The sequence below is a fragment of the Colwellia sp. MB3u-45 genome (assembly GCF_014077005.1).
Classification (GTDB): Bacteria; Pseudomonadota; Gammaproteobacteria; order Enterobacterales; family Alteromonadaceae; genus Cognaticolwellia.
Map to the genome: position 1 here is coordinate 63,704 of NZ_JACGVC010000041.1, position 19,070 is coordinate 82,773.

General features: G+C 39.5%; 16 protein-coding genes. 9 read left to right on the top strand and 7 right to left on the bottom strand.

The annotated features are described in order from the left end of the window. Nucleotides 1–96: 96 nt before the first annotated feature. On the top strand, nucleotides 97–897 hold the full coding sequence (locus H4J41_RS04115) for a cytochrome c biogenesis protein CcsA (RefSeq protein ID WP_182136033.1): 801 nt from the start codon (nucleotides 97–99) through the stop codon (nucleotides 895–897). An 86-nt stretch (nucleotides 898–983) separates the two neighbouring features. Further along, the gene (locus tag H4J41_RS04120; RefSeq protein WP_182136034.1) at nucleotides 984–2,261 is read left to right on the top strand and encodes an HlyC/CorC family transporter; all 1,278 of its coding nucleotides are present in this window, start codon (nucleotides 984–986) and stop codon (nucleotides 2,259–2,261) included. Nucleotides 2,262–2,918: 657 nt separating this feature from the next. Here H4J41_RS04120 and H4J41_RS04125 read toward each other — a convergent pair. Together H4J41_RS04125 and gshA are read right to left on the bottom strand one after the other, a co-directional pair. After that, nucleotides 2,919–3,542, bottom strand: a complete 624-nt coding sequence (locus H4J41_RS04125) for a hypothetical protein (RefSeq protein WP_182136035.1) — start codon at nucleotides 3,540–3,542, stop codon at nucleotides 2,919–2,921. A gap of 616 nt (nucleotides 3,543–4,158) precedes the next feature. Further along, nucleotides 4,159–5,754, bottom strand: coding sequence for a glutamate--cysteine ligase (gshA, locus tag H4J41_RS04130; RefSeq protein ID WP_182136036.1), 1,596 nt, complete (start codon nucleotides 5,752–5,754; stop codon nucleotides 4,159–4,161). 388 nt (nucleotides 5,755–6,142) lie between these two features. On the opposite strand from gshA, the gene H4J41_RS04135 reads away from it, so the two are divergent. Beyond that, entirely contained in the window at nucleotides 6,143–7,501 is a 1,359-nt protein-coding gene (locus tag H4J41_RS04135) for a Na+/H+ antiporter NhaC family protein (protein ID WP_182136037.1), read from the top strand. Then, nucleotides 7,501–8,205 (top strand): TIGR01621 family pseudouridine synthase, encoded by a 705-nt coding sequence (locus H4J41_RS04140; RefSeq protein ID WP_182136038.1) that lies wholly within the window; start codon nucleotides 7,501–7,503, stop codon nucleotides 8,203–8,205. The genes H4J41_RS04135 and H4J41_RS04140 overlap by 1 nt, the downstream gene beginning before the upstream one ends. A gap of 93 nt (nucleotides 8,206–8,298) precedes the next feature. On the opposite strand, the gene H4J41_RS04145 is transcribed toward H4J41_RS04140, so the two are convergent. Both H4J41_RS04145 and H4J41_RS04150 read right to left on the bottom strand, forming a co-directional pair. Then, the gene (locus H4J41_RS04145; protein ID WP_182136039.1) at nucleotides 8,299–9,645 is read right to left on the bottom strand and encodes a sodium-dependent transporter; all 1,347 of its coding nucleotides are present in this window, start codon (nucleotides 9,643–9,645) and stop codon (nucleotides 8,299–8,301) included. 264 nt (nucleotides 9,646–9,909) lie between these two features. After that, the gene (locus tag H4J41_RS04150; protein WP_182136040.1) at nucleotides 9,910–10,392 is read right to left on the bottom strand and encodes a YajQ family cyclic di-GMP-binding protein; all 483 of its coding nucleotides are present in this window, start codon (nucleotides 10,390–10,392) and stop codon (nucleotides 9,910–9,912) included. Nucleotides 10,393–10,635: 243 nt separating this feature from the next. On the opposite strand from H4J41_RS04150, the gene H4J41_RS04155 reads away from it, so the two are divergent. Both H4J41_RS04155 and H4J41_RS04160 read left to right on the top strand, forming a co-directional pair. Then, on the top strand, nucleotides 10,636–11,004 hold the full coding sequence (locus H4J41_RS04155; protein WP_182136041.1) for a VanZ family protein: 369 nt from the start codon (nucleotides 10,636–10,638) through the stop codon (nucleotides 11,002–11,004). Then, complete coding sequence (locus H4J41_RS04160; protein ID WP_182136042.1) at nucleotides 11,001–11,897, top strand: ketopantoate reductase family protein; 897 nt, start codon at nucleotides 11,001–11,003, stop codon at nucleotides 11,895–11,897. Before H4J41_RS04155 ends, H4J41_RS04160 begins: the two co-directional genes overlap by 4 nt. 329 nt (nucleotides 11,898–12,226) lie before the next feature. Here the strand turns inward: H4J41_RS04160 and thiI are convergent, their stop codons facing one another. From thiI to pomA, 3 genes are all read right to left on the bottom strand, one after another. Next, on the bottom strand, nucleotides 12,227–13,681 hold the full coding sequence (gene thiI, locus H4J41_RS04165) for a tRNA uracil 4-sulfurtransferase ThiI (protein ID WP_182136043.1): 1,455 nt from the start codon (nucleotides 13,679–13,681) through the stop codon (nucleotides 12,227–12,229). A 391-nt stretch (nucleotides 13,682–14,072) separates the two neighbouring features. Beyond that, entirely contained in the window at nucleotides 14,073–15,008 is a 936-nt protein-coding gene (locus H4J41_RS04170) for a flagellar motor protein MotB (protein WP_182136044.1), read from the bottom strand. 11 nt (nucleotides 15,009–15,019) lie between these two features. Continuing rightward, on the bottom strand, nucleotides 15,020–15,784 hold the full coding sequence (gene pomA / locus H4J41_RS04175) for a flagellar motor protein PomA (RefSeq protein WP_182136045.1): 765 nt from the start codon (nucleotides 15,782–15,784) through the stop codon (nucleotides 15,020–15,022). 236 nt (nucleotides 15,785–16,020) lie between these two features. Here pomA and xseB point away from each other — a divergent pair, with 236 nt between their 5' ends. From xseB to dxs, 3 genes are read left to right on the top strand one after another with little or no spacing between them, the layout of a single operon-like run. Beyond that, nucleotides 16,021–16,275 carry an exodeoxyribonuclease VII small subunit gene (gene xseB / locus H4J41_RS04180; RefSeq protein WP_182136046.1) on the top strand — a complete coding sequence of 85 codons (255 nt, stop codon included), beginning with the start codon at nucleotides 16,021–16,023 and terminating at the stop codon, nucleotides 16,273–16,275. Next, nucleotides 16,268–17,158, top strand: a complete 891-nt coding sequence (gene ispA, locus H4J41_RS04185; RefSeq protein ID WP_182136047.1) for a (2E,6E)-farnesyl diphosphate synthase — start codon at nucleotides 16,268–16,270, stop codon at nucleotides 17,156–17,158. Before xseB ends, ispA begins: the two co-directional genes overlap by 8 nt. Before the next feature lie 22 nt (nucleotides 17,159–17,180). After that, on the top strand, nucleotides 17,181–19,067 hold the full coding sequence (gene dxs, locus H4J41_RS04190; RefSeq protein ID WP_182136048.1) for a 1-deoxy-D-xylulose-5-phosphate synthase: 1,887 nt from the start codon (nucleotides 17,181–17,183) through the stop codon (nucleotides 19,065–19,067). The last annotated feature ends 3 nt before the right edge of the window (nucleotides 19,068–19,070 follow it).

A 19,070-nucleotide genomic window follows, 5' to 3' on the forward strand; every position in this document is an offset into this window, starting at 1 on the left:
GAGTCTGCTAGCGGTTCTGCTAGAATCGCTATAGTAAATATTAACTAGCAGTATTATTTACCTTGTGGACAATTTTTAATTTTTTTGGAGCTCTTTGTGGAATTTTCAAGTATCAGTTCATTTACTGCGTTTGTATGCTACAGCGTGGCGACGGTATCAATTTTATCGCGTTTATTTCATCCGAAAGGACCAAACTTAATCATTACCTTGATTTTTGCCTGTTTGGCGATTGTTTTTCATGTCTTAAGTAGCTCACAATTTTTATTTACCCATAACCACCTTAATTTCTCGCTACCTAATGTGGTTTCACTGGTCAGTTTAATTATTACCTTAGTTATTTCTACGGTCGCTTTACGCTTCAAGGTGAATTTATTATTACCCGTGATTTATGGTTTTGCTGGCCTTTGGCAACTCAGTATGATTTTCATTTCACCGATAGGTAATATGGAAATTGTTAGCGATAAGCTTGCCATGTTAAGCCACATTACTTTAGCCCTTATTGCCTATTGTATTTTAGTTATCGCCACTTTGTATGCCTTCCAAGTTGCCTATATCAATAAAAAATTAAAAAGTAAAAATATTCAAGCCGTGCATCATTTACCGCCTTTAATGCAAGTTGAACGTCAGTTATATATTATTTTACTGTTAGGTAGCATCTGCCTATTACTCAGCCAAGCATTAGGCTTTTTGTTTCTTGACGGCATGATCTCAAAAGTAAATGCGCATAAAACTATTTTATCGCTGATCGCCTGCAGCATTTACTTCTTAACGTTATGGGGACATTTTAAACAAGGTTGGCGTGGCCAACGGGTACTCATATTAACCGTAATTGCCACCTTCATACTGACTTTGGCTTATTTTGGTAGCCGATTTGTGAAAGAATTTCTCTTATTATAATTTTTAGGGTATAAGTTAACTTTGTATTACTTTTCCACTTTGGTCTGGTAATACTGCTTATAAATAACGCATCAATAGGATCCCTTTTGGATAACATCTCTACCGATATGCTGTTTGTCGTACTTGGCATTCTCATATTTATATCAGCCTATTTCTCTGGTTCTGAAACGGGCATGATGTCGATTAACCGGTATCGGTTAAAACACTTAGAAAAACAAAATCATAGTGGCGCAAAAAGGGTGAGTAAATTACTGGCAAAACCAGATAAATTAATTGGCCTGATCCTGATTGGCAATAACTTAGTCAATATTTTTGCCACCCTAATTACCGGCATCATAGCGCAACGATTGTACGGCGACGCAGGCGTGTTTTATTCAGGTTTGTTGCTGACCTTAGTTATTTTGATTTTTGCTGAAATAACGCCAAAAACCTTAGCCGCACTGTACCCAGAAAAAGTCGCGTTTCCGAGTTCATTAATCCTAGTTTTACTTTTAAAGCTACTCTACCCTTTCGTTATTGCAGTCAATTGGATCACCAATGGTATATTAGCCATATTAGGCATTAGTTCAGAACAACGTGAACAACACAGTTTAAGTTCTGAAGAATTACGCACCGTGGTAAATGAATCAGGTGCCTTATTGAAATCTCAAGATCAAGACATGCTGGTGGGTATCCTCGATTTAGAAAATGTCACCGTTGAAGATATTATGATCCCGCGTAATGAACTGGTTGGCATCGATATCAATAACGAGTGGAAACGCATCCAAAAACAACTTACCCAGTCAAACCATACCCGGGTATTATTATATCGTGACAATATTGACGATGTAGTAGGTTATGTTCACATGCGTGATGCCTTGCGATTAGTCTCAAAAGAACAATTCACCAAAGCAACCTTGTTACGTGCTGTGCGAGAAATTTATTTTATTCCTGAAGGTACTCCCCTCAATGTTCAACTGTTAAAGTTTCAACATGCAAAAGAGCGCATAGGCTTAGTGGTTGATGAATATGGTGATATTCAAGGTTTAGTCACCTTAGAAGATATTCTTGAAGAAATTGTCGGTGATTTCACTACAACGATGACGCCAACCACTAGCGATGAAGTTAATATTCAACCCGACGGTAGCTATTTAGTCGATGGCAGTGCCACTGTACGTGACGTGAATAAAGAAATGGCCTGGAATTTCCCTACTGATGGCCCAAAAACTATCAATGGCTTAATTTTGGAATACCTTGAAGATATTCCAGAAGCAAACTTAAGCGTTAGAATATCAGGCTACCCACTGGAAATTATCGAAGTAAAAGACAATATGATCAAAACAGTTAGAATTTTACCTGATTTTTATGATGGTATTAAATCTTAGCGCTGTAAAGGCTAAACTAGCTTTTCGCGCAAAGGCACCGTTGAACCTAAGTCAACGGTGCCTTTTTCTTATGACTTCTTCGACAGCTAAGCTTTAGTAACTAAGCTTTAATAAGTTAGCTTTAGTAGCCAACTACCGTCCTCAGTTATTCATTTCATCTTATGATGCCGATCAGTGAATGACATTGACCCCAAAATATTCCTGGCTCATTTTAGATATTTTTGTGGATAGAACGTTCGCCACCGAGACTTACTAACAAGGTTATGCACAGCTCTAGATCTGAAGACGATTTTTCCACAATTTCTGTGGATAACAAATGCGAGCCCTCTAACAAATAGCCTTTGAATTTTGCAATCGATTTTTCGAAATAAAATGAAGTTTTTTTTAAAAATCACTGCGTTTATTTTCTAGCCCTGATTCACACTGAGTTGTTAAAAAATAATACTATTTTTATCAACTTTGGCAAGAACTATGCTATGGAACTAACGAATAAAACGGTGCAGTAAAACAGTGTAAGACACGGGTAATTTTAAGAGGGGTAAAAGCTTGCCCTTGGTTAAATAATGGCTAGTACTATTGCTAGTAATGTTACTAGTAATAAAGCGACAAAAATAACGAGAGGCTAAAGACTTGTTAACCTCTGTCATAATAAATGAATTAATCACCAAAAAATAAACGCCATAACCAACCATGATTAAGTTCTTCTTCACAGCTTTTAAGCTGACTTGAATAACGCTTACCACGACGATCGACTTTTCGGGCCACCTTACTTAACCAAGGTTTTTTCTTATAACTTTTATGTTTAAAGCCGCCCCAACCTTCATGATAATTTAAATACTGGTTGTAGCCATCCCATTTAGAGACCCTATTAATTTTTTGAGTTTTAAAAATAAACCACCCCATAAAATCGATAGCATCTTCAAAGTCATCACGATCAGCACCCGAATTGTCAGTTTCTCTCACGTAGTCTGCCCAAGTCATAGTTTTTGCTTGTGAATAGCCATAAGCGCTGCTAACTCTACCCCAAGGAATGAACCCTAGCAGGTAGTCCCTAGGAGGCAATGCACCGGCTTTAAATGAGCTTTCTTGATACATCATACTCATCGGCACATGAATAGGTACGCCCCAACGTTCGCGCACTTCTTTTGCAATAAAGTACCAATCTCTATGTTCACGGAATATTTCGCATAAATTTTCAGGATTTTTGGGTGGGCTAGTCGCGCAACTTGATAACGTTAAGCAAGCTAACGCAGAAATAATAAGTGTTTTAAAAAAGGCCATGAATGCAGTTACTTAGTTTTGAATGATAATATCATGCCAGAATATTGTCGAATTTTCAGATTAAAGTCGCCATATATGACACTTTTTTCTAGTGCTCGCTTGGAAAGCTCTATTCTGATGCATAAAATAAAAACACCGTAATAACCTCATATTCAAATAGGCGCTAGATACTAGATAAAATTCACCTAGGTTTAGGCACTTATTATCTTTTTAGGAATGTTCGTTATGCTGCGCCAATAAGCGCGTATTAGTCAGTAACTTTATATATTTCGCAGCACATTCATTGTTTGAAGCTAAATTATTAGGGGGCTTTTTTACTTTAAACTTATTTTAACTATTAATCTGACTTTGATAGCCTTATTGGTGAATCATGCAGACTATAAAACAGGGAAAAAAAGTCAATGTCATGCAAGCAAGCTTCTGCTGAGTGCTCATTAAGGAAGGAAATAAGAGGAAGGACAAATAAACCGTATAAAAAATGAACCACCAAAACAATAGCCAGTCATAATACGTGAAAGTAAAACCTTCCTGGACTGCTTTCTTATTATTTACAGCGCGTTACCTTAACGCGCTTTTTTTTGCTGAAAGCTTTGCTAACGATTTAGCTTAGGGTTACTCAGGAAAAGTAATCCTGTAAAAACGAATCAAAATCTACTTTATCACTTGCTTCAATAGCGGCATTTTTTCGCAATGAATCGGTGACGCTTTCAATAAAATATTCTTCGTTAAACTCTTGATAATCATTAGCTAAAAGCTTTTGCCGATAATCAACAGCCTTAGTAAGTGCCATTTTCGTTAATGATTGATTTTCATCCACCACTGCCGCTAAAATTTGTGCTGATGGCGTTAAACTCGCGTCGTTAATTTTAGCCGCTTCCGCCGCCAGTACTTGGCTGTATAGCTTACTGTCATTAGCTTGATCTAATAACGTGGCGACACCGGCCATTTGAGCGAAAATTTCGCCACCCCATTGCTGTACAGACTTTTCTTCTGCGCTGTTTTCTTCTGCACTACCTGTTGTAATATCTCGTAATAATAAGCTTGGATCACGACCTCTTACTACCACAGCATCCATATTTTCTTCACTGGTTGCCTGTGCTTTGCAGTCAAGTATTGGACTCGTTTCCAGCATACAAAAAGTCAGGAAAATGTCTAAAAATCGCACTTGTTCAACCGTAATGCCCGTGGCAGAAAAGGGGTTAACATCAAGTGCTCTAACTTCAATATATTCAACGCCCCTATTGTTTAAAGCTTCTGATGGCTTTTCGCCGGCTTTAGCAACACACTTTGGTCGCACTGGCGCGTATAATTCGTTTTCTATTTGCAAAACATTGCTATTGAGCTGTTGGTACTTACCATCCACTTTAATACCAATTTTCTCAAATTTTTTCGACGGTAAGTTAATCGCGTTTTTCACCCCGTCTAAGTAGCCTGACAAGTTGTTATAGCAAATTTGCAGTGATGACTGTTCACTGTTGGTATAACCTAAATCGCTCATACGTAACGACGTGGCATACTCAAGATACAAATAACCTTTTTCGGTTTTTTTAAACGGTAAATCAGTAGGTTTATTTTTTAAAAAGGAGCCACAAATAGCCGGTGAACTGCCATATAAATATGGGATCAGCCAGCAAAAACGTTTGTAGTTTCTTAACAGTGCAAAATATTTATCAGAAGTATAATCATCAATGTCATCAGTATTTTTTTCGATGGTCTGCAGCGATTGAAAAAAACTTTTTGGAAAGGAAAAGTTAAAGTGTATACCAGAGATAACCTGCATCATGCTGCCATAGCGATTTTTTAAGCCTTGGCGATAAACAGTTTTCATTCTACCTATGTTAGATTTACCAAACTGAGCCAAGGGTATTTTATCGTCATCATCAACAAAGCACGGCATACTCATTGGCCATAATAGCTCACCATCAAGTTGGCTTAAAGTAAACTTTTGCACATCTTCAAGTTGGGCAATAACCGTTTCAGGTTTATAACTGACCGGGGTGATAAATTCCATCAAGGTTTCTGAGTAGTCGGTGGTAATATTAGGATGGGTTAACGCCGAGCCTAATCGTTCACTGTGCGGGCGTTCAGACAACCCGCCTTGTGGTAGCACCCGAAGTGCTTCACGTTCTATACCTCGACCAAATTGGCTCAAAGAAGTTTGATGCTTTTCTTGAGTAAAAGCCGTGATATATTCGTTTAATGATAGTGTCAAAATAGTTCCTGATGCGTTACGCCAGTGAGTGACTGTTATTTAAGGGTGAAATGTGAATTTTTCAATGGCTACAATGATTTATTATTCTTTAAATATGAGTAGGTCAAGTAAATAAAGCACCAACAAAACGGTAAAAACTTGCTCTCTAACTTTAAAATCACCACCTTACTCTGGTAAAATATACGCTATATTGCTGAACTTATCTTTATCTAACTCAGATATTGCAGCAATTCAGTGAAAGTATGTTTCTTTTTTTAAAATTTTTTATCCTCAGGTCTGCAAGCATACAGTTTCTTATTGCATGAGCTTACGGTAAAGTTAGCTGCTATAAATTTTTAAGTTATAGCGACAAGTTCCCCCCAACATAAAATAATAATAAAGGTTTACTATGCAAGACAGTGTTTTTAGCTTACTTCCCCCGCTTGTTGCTATCATCATTGCCATATGGCGAAAAAAAGCACTTTTTGCACTTTTATGTGGTGTAATGCTTTGTTATGTCATGATAGCAAATGGCAATCCTATTGACGGTTTAACTGGCACTACACTTGGTATTGCGCAAGTATTTTATTCTTTAGGTAACGTATATATTGTCAGTTTCAGCTTATTAATTGGCGCGTTAGTCACCTTGATGAATCAATCGGGCGCGGTAAACGGCTTTATTAACCACCTCGCCTCATTAAACTTAGTGAAAAACAGCCGACAAGCTAGCATGTTACCCACAGTGATCGGTACCACCATTTTTACTGATACTAATCTCAGCATGTTTACTGCCGGCATGGCGAGTCAAAAGCTATTCGATCAGCACAAGCTTAGCCGAGCTAGGCTTGCTTACTTGGTTGATTCAACCTGTGCGCCCATCAGTATTTTATTTTTGATTAATGGCTGGGGAGCTTATGTTTTAGGCTTACTTGATGGTTATTCATTTAAGGATCCGGTCGGTATTTTAATTGCTACCATTGGCTATAATTTTTACGCCATTATTGCGGTTGCTTTAGCTTATTACACCGCATTTAGTGGCCGAGTTTTTGGACCCTTAAAGCGTGCTGAATCAGTAGTTCAAGCACAACAAAAAACCACGGTTGATGATGTTGCCCCCGCCTATATTATGTGGTTCCCGATGCTAACGCTATTAATGGGCACTTTTATACTGCTTTGGTTTACCGGTGACGGTGATATACGTCGAGGCTCTGGTGCTTTCTCTGTGTTTTGGTCTGTGGTTGCTGCGCTAGTATTCTTAGTGCTCTTAATTATCGGCCACAAGCTCATGTCATGGTCGACTATCGTTAAAACCATTGTTACCGGTATTAAATATATGTCACCTGTTGTCGCCATTTTAGTCTTGTCGTTTGCTTTTGGCGACGCTATTAAAGCGCTTGGTACCGGGGTTTATGTCAGCCAATTAATTAATGTTGAAGTGCCGTTATTTTTAATGGCTCCCATTTTATTTATTGCCGCCGCTATAATGGCCTTTGCAACCGGCACATCATGGGGCACCTTTGCAATACTGATCCCCATTGCTGTACCTATCGCGCAACAAAGCGGTTTGCCTATTGAATTTTTGGTGGCTGCCGTGCTCGGTGGCGGTATATTTGGCGATCATGCATCACCTATTTCCGACACCACCATTGTCGCCTCAATTGCCAGTGGCTGTGATCACTTTGAGCACGTTAAAACCCAATTACCTTATGCCTTAGTGGGCGCGGTACTCACACTGATTATTTATATCATCATAGGGCTGAGCTTTTAATGACTGAGCAAACATTAACTGTGATTGATCACCAAGCTGACTTTGTCGTCATTGATAAACCCCAAGGGCTGAGTTTTCATGATGAAGATACCCTGGGCAGCGGTTTATTTTCCCAAATAAAAGCGCAGCTAAAAAACCAGTTTTCCCTCACTGGGCTTTATCCTGTTCATCGATTAGATAAGATGACCTCGGGGCTGATTATAGTGGCTAAAAATAGTGCGACCGCAAGAGCGTTTCAACAACAATTTGAGCAACACCAAGTGCAAAAATATTACTTGGCAATAGCGGAGGGTAAGCCGAAAAAAAAACAAGGCTTAATTAAAGGTGATATGGAGAAAAGCCGCAGAGGTATGTGGAAGTTGCTCCGCACTATGGATAATCCGGCCATCAGCCAATTCTTGTCTTTCACTATCGCCCCCAAACAACGGCTCTATTTAATCAAGCCTCATTCGGGTAAAACGCATCAAATTAGAGTGGCGCTAAATAGCATAGGTGTACCCATACTCGGTGATCCGCTATACAACAGTGAACTCAATACTGACCGAGGTTATCTACACGCCTTTGCCTTAAGCTTTAGTTTGCACAATAAACAATATCAGTACTGCCTGCCGCCAAGCACGGGGGCTGTTTTCAACCACACTTCAACGCTTGCGGTTATAAAGCAACTGACACCACCATGGCAACAATCATGGCCGGCATTATAATCTATACTTAACCACCATTATGGCAAAAAATAGCATAAGAAAAGGGAGCTAAAATAGCTCCCTTTTTAATCACTAAATTTTAAAGTGGCTTTATTACAATGAATGCCAGAAAACAATACCGATTGCGGTGGGACAAACAAACTTAGTGTACCAAGGCCAAATTTTCCAAAACAACGAATGTTCAACCATATCATTACCTTGCTTAAGCTCATTTAAAATATCGTTACGAAACCAAATCCAACCAACAAACACACAGCACAACATAGCAATCAGTGGTTGACCATAAACGGTAGACATCGAAATAACTAAACCAAAAAGCACATCAAAATTAAAGACGATTAAGGTACTTAACATAAATATACCCAGGCCAATAAAGGTAGTGGCTTTTTTCCGTTCAATATTATGGCGTTCTACCACAAAAGAAACCGGCCCTTCTAACATTGAAATACTCGATGTTAACGCGGCAATTGACATTAAAACAAAAAAACCAAAGCCAACAAATAAACCAATAGCCCCCATACCGTCGAATAACGTCGGTAAGACATCAAAAACCAAATTAGGACCAGAAATTAAACTACCATCTGCACTAAAGATGGCGACACCTTGTGCCTGAGCAACATACATGGATGGAATAATAAGCAAACCGGCCAAGAAGGCAATCGAGACATCAATTAAGGTCACTTGCGCACCAAGCGATACTAAGTTTTCACTTTTAGATATATATGAGCCATAAATCACCATCACACTAGTCCCTAGTGACAAAGAAAAGAAAGCTTGCCCCAATGCGCTGATCAGTAAGTCGGGCTCAAATAAACGAGAAATATCAGGATTTAAATACGCCGCGAAGCCTTCTTTTGCCCCTTCTAACGTAAAGACATAGAAGATCAATAAAATCAGCAAACCTATTAGCATAGGCATTAAGCGCTTAGACCATTTTTCAATACCCTGCTCAACACCTCGGCGAATAATCGCGATAGTCAGCATCATAAATAACGCAGAGAAAATTAAATTACGCGCTATAGATTGTGAGGTTAGCCAGTTTGACGCTTCATTAAAGCCTAACAAAGTCGTCATCGGCTCAATCGCGAATGACATCATCCAACCCGCTAAAATGCCATAAAAGCTTAAAATTAATGCCGCACAAACAATACCGCCAAAGCCAACGACAAAAGCAAAACGTTTGTGAAAAATATTACGTGATATTTTTTGTAGTGACGTCACCGCATTGGCTTGGCCATATCGCCCTATCAGTAACTCCGCCATAAAAGCGGGATACGCTAAACAAAAGGCAAGCACTAAATAAACTAGCACAAATGCAGCGCCGCCATTACTTGCCGTTTGGGTTGGAAAACCCCATATATTACCTAACCCTACCGCAGAACCCGCCGCCGCCATGATAAAACCAAAACGAGAACTGAACGCACCTCTAGAAGCAGCCATTTAAAACCATCATTATTATTATTTGAATAAGTTAATTTACTTAAAATATTAAGAAAAAAACAGCGTTTATTGGTAAAAAAGGTCATGAAAGTGCTTTTAATCGCTGTTTTTCGCGTAAACATTTCATTACTAGCTAAATTACAGTCAGTCGTGTTTTTATTGCTACCTATAGCTTTAAAAAAGATTAAAGCAAAAAAAAGAGGCCAAAGCCTCTTTTTAAAAATCAGACACTAACCAATAGAAAATAACGCTATGACTAGCGCATTAATCTCTAAAGTTATTATATTGAAATGATTGTTCAAACTCATTTTCTCTGAGTAATTGCATTACCGCTTGTAAATCGTCACGCTTTTTACCGGTAACCCGCACTTGTTCACCTTGAATTGAAGCCTGCACTTTTAACTTGCTGTCTTTGATCAATTTAACCACTTTCTTGGCCACCAATTGTTCGATGCCTTCTTTAAAAGTCGCCTCTTGGCTAAAGTTTTTCCCTGTGTGCTCTGTGTTACTCAGTGTCAGCGCTTTGGCGTCAATATTGCGTTTGACTAATTGGCTTCTTAGTACATCCGCCATTTGCTTAAGTTGAAAGTCAGCATCACCTTTCATCGTTACTGTTGGCGTTTTCCAAGTAAAGCTTGCGTCTGCACCTCGAAAGTCGAATCGAGTCGATAACTCACGGTTAGCATTTTCAGTTGCGTTTCTAACTTCTTCCAAATTAATTTCGGAAACAATATCCATTGAAGGCATGATGATTCTCTATCTAACAATAATTAGGCATATATTATCAATATATGCAATTAATACCAATGCACAAGATAACAAATTATGGCTTTGACTAGGAATAATACCCGTTGAATTAACTCAGCGATCGATTATTTATGTTAATGGCAATAAAGCCTTTAGTTCAAAACAACAATGATAGTTTTCGTTGCTTAGCACTGATATGATTAATAACATCTGATTTTATTAAGCACAATGACCTACACCGCAATGAAAAGTCGCTATCACTTATCTATTCTCGCCATTATTGTTATGCTATTTTTTTGCTTTTATTTTAGTTCTGAAGACTTGAGGCGCATGGTTTTTCGTAGCACAGAAATCGACTCTATTGGCCATATTATCAGTTTTTTTTGCTTAACTTGGGTACTACACAGCATATTAAAATTGCCGTTATTTAATACAATGTTAACCGTCGCTTTTTACGGCATACTCACCGAGTTAGGACAGTATTATTTAGGCTTTCGCAGTGCGCAAGTAAGCGATTTTATTTCTGATTTAATCGGCATAGCATTATTTGGCCTTATTAGATGGGCAATTTTGATCTACCGTAATCGCTCGAGTAATAAGTCAATATCATGAATATTGTGGTTATTGGCCAAGGCGCTATCGGACTGCTCTGGTATCATCATTTAACTAAAGCGCAGAAAAACTCAGTCAGTTTATCCTGCTCAGCAAGCGCAAGCTCTGTGCCTAAACATTACCACTTTACTGACCTTAACAACCACAGCGAACAGGGTTTATTAACCCTCGCCAATAACACGACCTTGGCCAATGCAGACTTGATATTGCTCTGCGTAAAGTCTTATCAGGTTAAAGCCGCCATAGCAGCTTTAACCAATAAAATATCAACTCAAGCCATCATTGTTTTTTGTCATAACGGCATGGGCGCATACCAGGACTTAGCCAAACTTCCGCAACCTTGTTTAGCGTTATTAACCACCCATGGCTGTAAAATAACCCGCCCTTTTTATGCTCAGCACACGGGTTTAGGTCACCATGACTTAGGCCTGATCGCTGGTGATATTAGCTCAACAATACGTGATGAACTCACCGCCACATTAGCCCAAGCTTTGCCAACATTGAGCTTTACAGAGGCTATTAAGGACAAGCAGTGGCTTAAATTAGCGATAAATTGTGTTATTAACCCGATAACCGCGATAGAAAACATCGATAATGGTCAGCTACTTGATGATAAATTCAAGTCACTCATCACTAAATTAATTCATGAAATCATCGCTGTAGCGGCTTATGAAAACATTAACTTTGACTTTAACGAGCTGCAAGCAACCATACTGCAGGTCGCAACAAATACCGCTAAAAATTGCTCTTCAATGCGTAGTGATATTCTACAGCAACGAAAAACTGAGATTGATTATATCAATGGCTACATTGTCAATGTGGCTAGAAAGGCAGGTCTTGGTGTACCCCAAAATGAAGAAATAATACAGCAAGTTAGAGCGTTAGAAGTTTAGTACTCTGTAATACCTAACATTAAAAAACCCTTAAACAATGAATTATTTGAGGGTTTTTAATGTTAAATAAAGGCGTTGCATCCATAGCGTTATTTAGCTGCAGTTGTCGTTGATTTTTGTCGTCTCAAATAAAATTAACTGAGCTATTCATAACTAGGCTATGTATAAATAGCCTATGCATATTTTCCCCATCAGATTAATTGCCTATTTAACGCTTGCCGGACTGAAATTCGACCTAGAAAAAATGGCCCAACACGCTATTATCCCCTAGGCTCCATTTAGGCTAGACTCCATCAACGAACAACATTGTGCTGAAACAGAGTGGTTACTTATGGCCGATACACTTTCACATTGGTAAAGCCTGCGCCTAATAAATAGAGCGCCTGTAATTTACTCATCACACCTTGGTCACAATAAAGTAAGTAATCTTTAGACTTATCTAAGTCGCCAAATTGACTGGTTAGCTTGTAAAAAGGTAAATGTATAACCTCTACACCTTCTAACGCTAATGGATTGTCATCTTCTTCGTCTGGACTACGAATGTCGAGCACGACTGCATTGGCTGGAATGTTATCTAAGGTATCAACCGCATGAATTTCTGCTTCACTTTCTTTGCCAATATCACGAATATCAAATATGCGCGTTTCATCAACCACCTTGTCAAGAATTGAGAAATCAAAGTTTGCTTCTTCTGCCTCAACTTTAGACAATACCGCTTTTACCGTTGGCTTTTTAGAAATAACACCACAATATTCAGGAATGGTTTTAGCAAAATCTTCTGTACCAATTTTACGCGCAATATCAATAATATCTTGTTTATCGTAGGTGGCTAATGGTCGTAAAATCAAGGTGTCTGTCACCCGATTAATAACGTTTAAGTTAGTTAAGGTTTGACTAGATACCTGGCCTATTGCTTCACCGGTAACTAAAGCTTGAATACCCATTTTGTCGGCTATTGTGGTTGCCGCTCGCATCATCATACGCTTAAGCACGACACCCATTAGACCGTTTTCAATGTTTTCTAGTATTTCTGCAACTACAGGTTCAAAATCTACCGCGAAAAACTTCACTCGATGTGACGCGCCGTATTTATTCCATAAATAGTAACTGACTTGCTTAACACCGACTTCGTGCGCCGCACCGCCTAAATTAAAAAAACAATAATGCGTTCGTGCACCTTTTTTAATCATTTGATAACTAGCAACACCTGAATCAAAACCACCCGACATTAGCGATAGCACATCTTCTTGTGTGGCAATGGGAAAACCACCCATACCTTTGTGACGCTTGGTAACAATATATAAATGTGTATTTTTAATTTCTAAATACACAGTAACATCAGGTTTTGTCAATTTAACGCTAGCAGATTCAACGTGCAAGTTTAGTCCACTGCCGACATATTTTTCGACGTCCATGGAATTAAAGTCGTGCTTACCTGAACGCTTTACTCTGACAGAAAATGTTTTGTTTTCGATATTCTTAGCATGAACCGCTAAGGTTTTTTCACAAATATCATTAAGGTCAGTAAAGCTGGCTTGTTGCACTTCGAGAAACGTCGGAATGCCTGGCGTGGATTTTAAGGTCTCTATTAATTTTAAACGGTTTTCGGGGCTATTATTGGACGTATTAACTTCAATGTTGTCCCAGTGCATTTGTGTTGTCACTTGTTCATCAACACGACGCAGCACATTTTTTATACTTGATTCTAAAATCTTAGTAAAACGCTTACGCACTGGACGGCTTTTAATGGTTATTTCAGCCTGTAACTTAACAATGAATCTCATCAACAATAATGCCCTTATTTAGAATGGCGCGCATTATATACCTGTTCTCCTCTAATATGCAATTTCAGCGCTAAGCACTCTAAGGTAAACTGATAACGCCTTATCTGCTAGGTTATAAACATTAACAGTGAAATAATACCAAAGCGTTTTAGCGATAAAGCGCGGTTAAATTAGGAAAGTTATTTATCTTCAACACCTGTTATTGCACAATAGTTGGCGTATATCTGTGTGCACAACAAAATAATCAAGGTAATGGCATGTGCTTAACGTGCAAAAATCTGCCTATTTAAAAGCAGAGGCGATAGACTAGCTTTAAGCTCAGCCATAAAAAAGGAGTACCTGATTTGTACTCCTTGTATAACTAGCCTTTAAGTGAGATAAATTTTTATCATCACTGAATGGAGATTGGCGCTGTTTCTTTCGCTTTACCTTGGTTAATAGCAATTTCAACCCGACGATTTCGACGACGGTTTAAGCGATTAGTATTAGGCACTAATGGCCGTGTGTCGGCATGGCCAACAACCAGTAAACGAGATTGGTCAAAATCAGGCACTTTAATAATTTCATGCGCAATAGCCACAGCGCGTTTACTTGATAAGTCCCAATTAGAGGTAAACAATTCAGAACTTATGCCTTGGTTATCTGTGTTGCCAGAGATCATGATCTCACCGGGCACAGTATTTAATAACAAACCAATTTCTCGCATTATAGGTTTAAATTGAGGTTGTAAGAATGCTGAGCCTGATGGAAATGAGCCGTTTTCACGAATACGAATAATAACTTGCTGCCCCAATGACTCTAACTCAATAGCGCCGTCTTGAATTTGTTGTTCTAATTGCTGGGCTATTTTTTTCACTAGGTCATTAACTTGATCTTGTGACGCTTGTTCTAGCTCATCTCTAGCTTTTTGTGGTGCCGCTGTTGAGACGGTATCTGCAGTGCTTTGTGATTGACCACCGCGTTGGGTGCCGCGTTGCTCTTGTCGACCACCCGCGGAGGTTTCATCTCCGGCTTGAAATTCCAACATTTGTTGGGTCATTTCCATGGTTTGTTGCTGAATAACTTCAATCGGGGTTGGCTCAGGTTTACCGGGGCGAAATTCCTGAGCAATAATACTGGTGCCTTTAGGGATGTCTTTTACTTCTATTTTATTTTGTACACCGAAGGCAAACTTCATTGAGCCCGCAATTTGCTTAAACTTTAATACGTCCATTTCAGAAAATGATAAAAGTAAGACGAAAAAACACATCAATAGCGCCATTAAGTCGGCAAATGTGCCCATCCATGGTGGTAATCCTGGGGGTGGGCATTTACATTTATCTGCCATAATTAACTCCCCTACTCTTCAGTTGTATCAACAGCTCGCTTACTTTCAGCAAGGTAGCTCTTTAGCAGGCCTTCAATAACACGTGGATTTTGACCATCTTGAATACCTAAAACGGCATCAAGCACGAGTTCTTGATTCATTTTCTCTTCTGCTAAACGTAATTTTAATTTAGACGCGATAGGTATGGCAATAACATTCGCCAAAAATGCACCGTATAAGGTTGTTAGCAATGCTACCGCCATGGCCGGACCAATTGCCTTTGGGTCATCCATATTCGATAACATAGCAACCAAACCAATCAAGGTGCCTATCATGCCCATAGCGGGTGCAATATCGGCTAGGGCCATCATCATGTTTGAGCCAGTTTCATGACGTTCGGTCGTGAGATCGATATCTTTTTGCATCGTGGTTCGCACAACATCAGCATCATGACCATCAACCAACATATCAACACCTTTTTGCATAAAAGCATTAGAAATCTCAGCTTCCTCTAGGGCTAAAAAACCGCCTTTACGAGCTGCATCAGCCATTTCTACTGATTTTTCAATTAACTCTTCAGGTGTCTCCAATTTAAACATGAAGGATTTACCAATAATTTTTCCGATACCAAAAAACTGGCCTAAATTATAATTGGCTAACACAACAAAAATCGAACCACCAAAGACAATAATCACCGACTGAGTATCTAAAAACATGCTAATGTCCCCAGCGAGTAACATCGCCATAATCAGTAAGCCTATTGCACCGACTATGCCTATTAATGTTGCTAAATCCACAAATGCCTCCGATAAATTTTCTTAGATATACTCATTAGGCTGATAATACCTGATGAATAGGTCTGACGCGAATACTTATATTTTTCGTTATACCTTTGTTATCGTCCATATTGTCAATAACTTAACAAGCTAATATCAATATTATCTTTATCAACATCAATTCATCATTAATTGACCCCGCGCCCTAGCTAAGGTAAGTTTGCGCCTAGAGTTCATATCACGCAAAAAAAAAGTCCATGGCCAGAAAAAAAATTGAAAACTTAAGCTTTGAAGAATCATTAGTTGAATTAGAAACCATTGTGAAAAATTTAGAACAAGGTGATCTTAATCTTGAAGACTCAATGACCTTATTTGAACGTGGCCTACACCTGAGCCAGCATAATCAAGAAAAACTTAAAGGTGCCGAACAGCAAATTAATATTTTGCTGGAAAAAAACGGCCAAGCGCCATTAGAAAAATTTAATACCGACGAGACTAACATCCGTGACTAAACTCGCCCATATTGATGATGTGCAAACGCGCATTAATGATTATCTCAGCAAAAAGCTTGCAAGCTTAACCCTTAACGATGAAAAGTTATTAGCCGCTATGCGCTACGGCTTACTCATTGGGGGTAAGCGTATGCGGCCATATTTAGCTTATATTACCGGGGCAACATTAGACGCCACGCAAAGTGATATTGACGGTGTAGCCGCTGCCATAGAGTGCATTCATGCTTATTCACTGTTGCATGACGATTTACCGGCAATGGACGACGACGATTTGCGTCGCGGCCAACCCACTTGTCATAAAGCCTTTGATGAAGCGACCGCTATTCTCGCTGGTGATAGCTTGCAAACGCTAGCGTTTGATATTATTGCCAACCATGAATTTTCTGAGGCTGTAGACACTAAGCGCATTAATTTATTACGCCACCTTGTTAATGCCGCGGGTTATCAAGGCATGTGTGGTGGCCAAGCATTAGATTTAGCCGCCACTGATAAAGCCATTTCACTGGCCGCATTAGAAAATTTACACTCGTTAAAAACCGGCGCTTTACTTGAAGCTTCGGTAAAAATGGCCGCAGAATGCAGCAATAAAGCCACCCTGTATGACAAAGAACAATTAGCCCTTTATGCTAAGCTTGTTGGCTTGGCTTACCAAGTACGTGATGACATTATCGATATAACATCAACAGAAGAAGAGCTGGGCAAACCCACGGGTTCTGACCTTGCCGCCAATAAAAGTACCTATCCCGCATTGTTAGGTTTACAGGGCGCACAAGAAAAAGCCGAAAACTTATATCAACAAGCGCTTCAAGCTTTAGCCACTTTGCCCTACAATACCCAGAGCTTGTCCGACTTTGCGACTTTCATTGTCAGCCGCAAACATTAATTTTTAAATTTAATAGAATCATATGACTATAAACTTAACTGAATATCCTTTATTGGCCAAGATCAATTTCCCGGCTGATTTGCGAAAATTAGAGCAAAAGCAATTAACAAAAGTCAGTGAAGAGCTAAGACGTTATCTTTTAAATTCTGTCAGTAAAAGTAGCGGTCACTTTGCCTCGGGCTTAGGTACCATTGAATTAACCGTTGCCTTACATTATGTTTATAACACGCCATTTGACCATTTACTTTGGGATGTTGGACACCAAGCATACCCACACAAAATACTCACTGGCCGACGTGATCAACTCCACACTATTCGACAAAAAGACGGCTTGCACCCCTTTCCATGGCGTGAAGAAAGTGAATATGACGTACTTAGTGTCGGTCACTCAAGCACCTCAATTTCTGCGGCATTAGGCTTAGCCGTTGCGGCTGAGCAAGAAGCAAAAAATCGTAAGGTGGTTTCGGTCATTGGTGACGGCGCCATGACAGCAGGCATGGCTTTTGAAGCTTTAAATCATGCCGGTGATATCAATAAAAACATGCTAGTTATCTTAAACGATAACGAAATGTCGATATCAGAAAATGTCGGTGCGTTGAATAATCATCTAGCAAAATTACTTTCTGGCAGCATATATACCGGTATCCGTGAAGGGAGTAAACGCATACTTGAAAACATTCCACCGATTAAAGAATTAGCCAGTCGTGCTGAAGAGCATTTAAAAGGTATGGTTGTGCCAAGCTCCTTATTTGAAGAGCTGGGTTTTAACTACATTGGTCCGATTGATGGACATGACGTTAATGGCTTAGTGGCGACTATTTCTAATATGCGTAACCTCAAAGGCCCACAATTACTGCATATTGCCACTAAAAAAGGTAAGGGTTATCAACAGGCAGAACAAGATCCAATCAAGTATCATGCCGTACCTAAATTTGATCACACAGAAACAAGCCTACCTAAAAGCGCACCAAGCTTGCCCACTTATTCAGCCATATTTGGTGATTGGTTATGTAAAGTGGCTGAGCAAGATAGTCAGCTTGCCGCCATTACGCCAGCCATGCGTGAAGGCTCAGGTATGGTGGAGTTTAGCCAACGTTTTCCCAAGCAGTATTATGATGTGGCTATTGCTGAACAACATGCGGTCACTTTTGCTGCCGGCCTAGCTATTGGCGGACAAAAGCCTGTGGTAGCTATTTATTCGAGCTTTTTACAACGCGGTTATGATCAATTTATTCATGACGTGGCGATTCAAAATTTACCGGTATTATTTGCCATTGACAGAGCCGGTATTGTCGGCGCTGATGGTGCGACGCATCAAGGGGCATTTGATTTAAGTTTTATGCGTTGCATTCCAAACCTCACTATCATGACACCCTCTGATGAACGCGAATGTCAGCTAATGCTCAATACCGGTTATCAGTTAAATACCCCTGCCGCCGTGCGCTACCCTCGTGGCAGTGGCAATGGTGCAACACTACCGGCAATATCAGAAACACTTGAGATCGGCAAAGCTAATGTTATTCGTGCAATAGACGATAACACCCAGCTGCAAAGTAAATTGGCTGTGCTTAACTTCGGTACCCTATTAACGCAAGCGAAAATTGCGGCAGAAACTCTTAACGCCACCTTAGTTGATATGCGCTTTGTTAAACCCTTAGATCAAGCGCTAATCAAAACACTATGTGCCAGTCACGATTGTATTGTCACCGTCGAAGACAATGCCATTGCTGGTGGCGCCGGCTCTGGTGTTAACGAATTTATTTTAAGCCAAGGTATTGCGAAAAAAATTCTCAATATAGGCTTACCCGATAGTTTTATTAAGCACGGTACACAAGCTGAAATTCATCAAGAATTAGGCTTAGATAGCCAAGGGATAATCGAGAAGATCAGACAATTTATGCAACTATAAAAG

Coding starts and splice junctions, on each gene's coding strand:
- H4J41_RS04125 (WP_182136035.1), bottom strand. CDS start 3,542: ATGGCCTTTTTTAAAACACTTATTATTTCTGCGTTAGCTTGCTTAACG.
- H4J41_RS04135 (WP_182136037.1), top strand. CDS start 6,143: ATGCAAGACAGTGTTTTTAGCTTACTTCCCCCGCTTGTTGCTATCATC.
- H4J41_RS04140 (WP_182136038.1), top strand. CDS start 7,501: ATGACTGAGCAAACATTAACTGTGATTGATCACCAAGCTGACTTTGTC.
- H4J41_RS04145 (WP_182136039.1), bottom strand. CDS start 9,645: ATGGCTGCTTCTAGAGGTGCGTTCAGTTCTCGTTTTGGTTTTATCATG.
- H4J41_RS04150 (WP_182136040.1), bottom strand. CDS start 10,392: ATGCCTTCAATGGATATTGTTTCCGAAATTAATTTGGAAGAAGTTAGA.
- H4J41_RS04155 (WP_182136041.1), top strand. CDS start 10,636: ATGAAAAGTCGCTATCACTTATCTATTCTCGCCATTATTGTTATGCTA.
- H4J41_RS04160 (WP_182136042.1), top strand. CDS start 11,001: ATGAATATTGTGGTTATTGGCCAAGGCGCTATCGGACTGCTCTGGTAT.
- thiI (WP_182136043.1), bottom strand. CDS start 13,681: ATGAGATTCATTGTTAAGTTACAGGCTGAAATAACCATTAAAAGCCGT.
- H4J41_RS04170 (WP_182136044.1), bottom strand. CDS start 15,008: ATGGCAGATAAATGTAAATGCCCACCCCCAGGATTACCACCATGGATG.
- xseB (WP_182136046.1), top strand. CDS start 16,021: ATGGCCAGAAAAAAAATTGAAAACTTAAGCTTTGAAGAATCATTAGTT.
- dxs (WP_182136048.1), top strand. CDS start 17,181: ATGACTATAAACTTAACTGAATATCCTTTATTGGCCAAGATCAATTTC.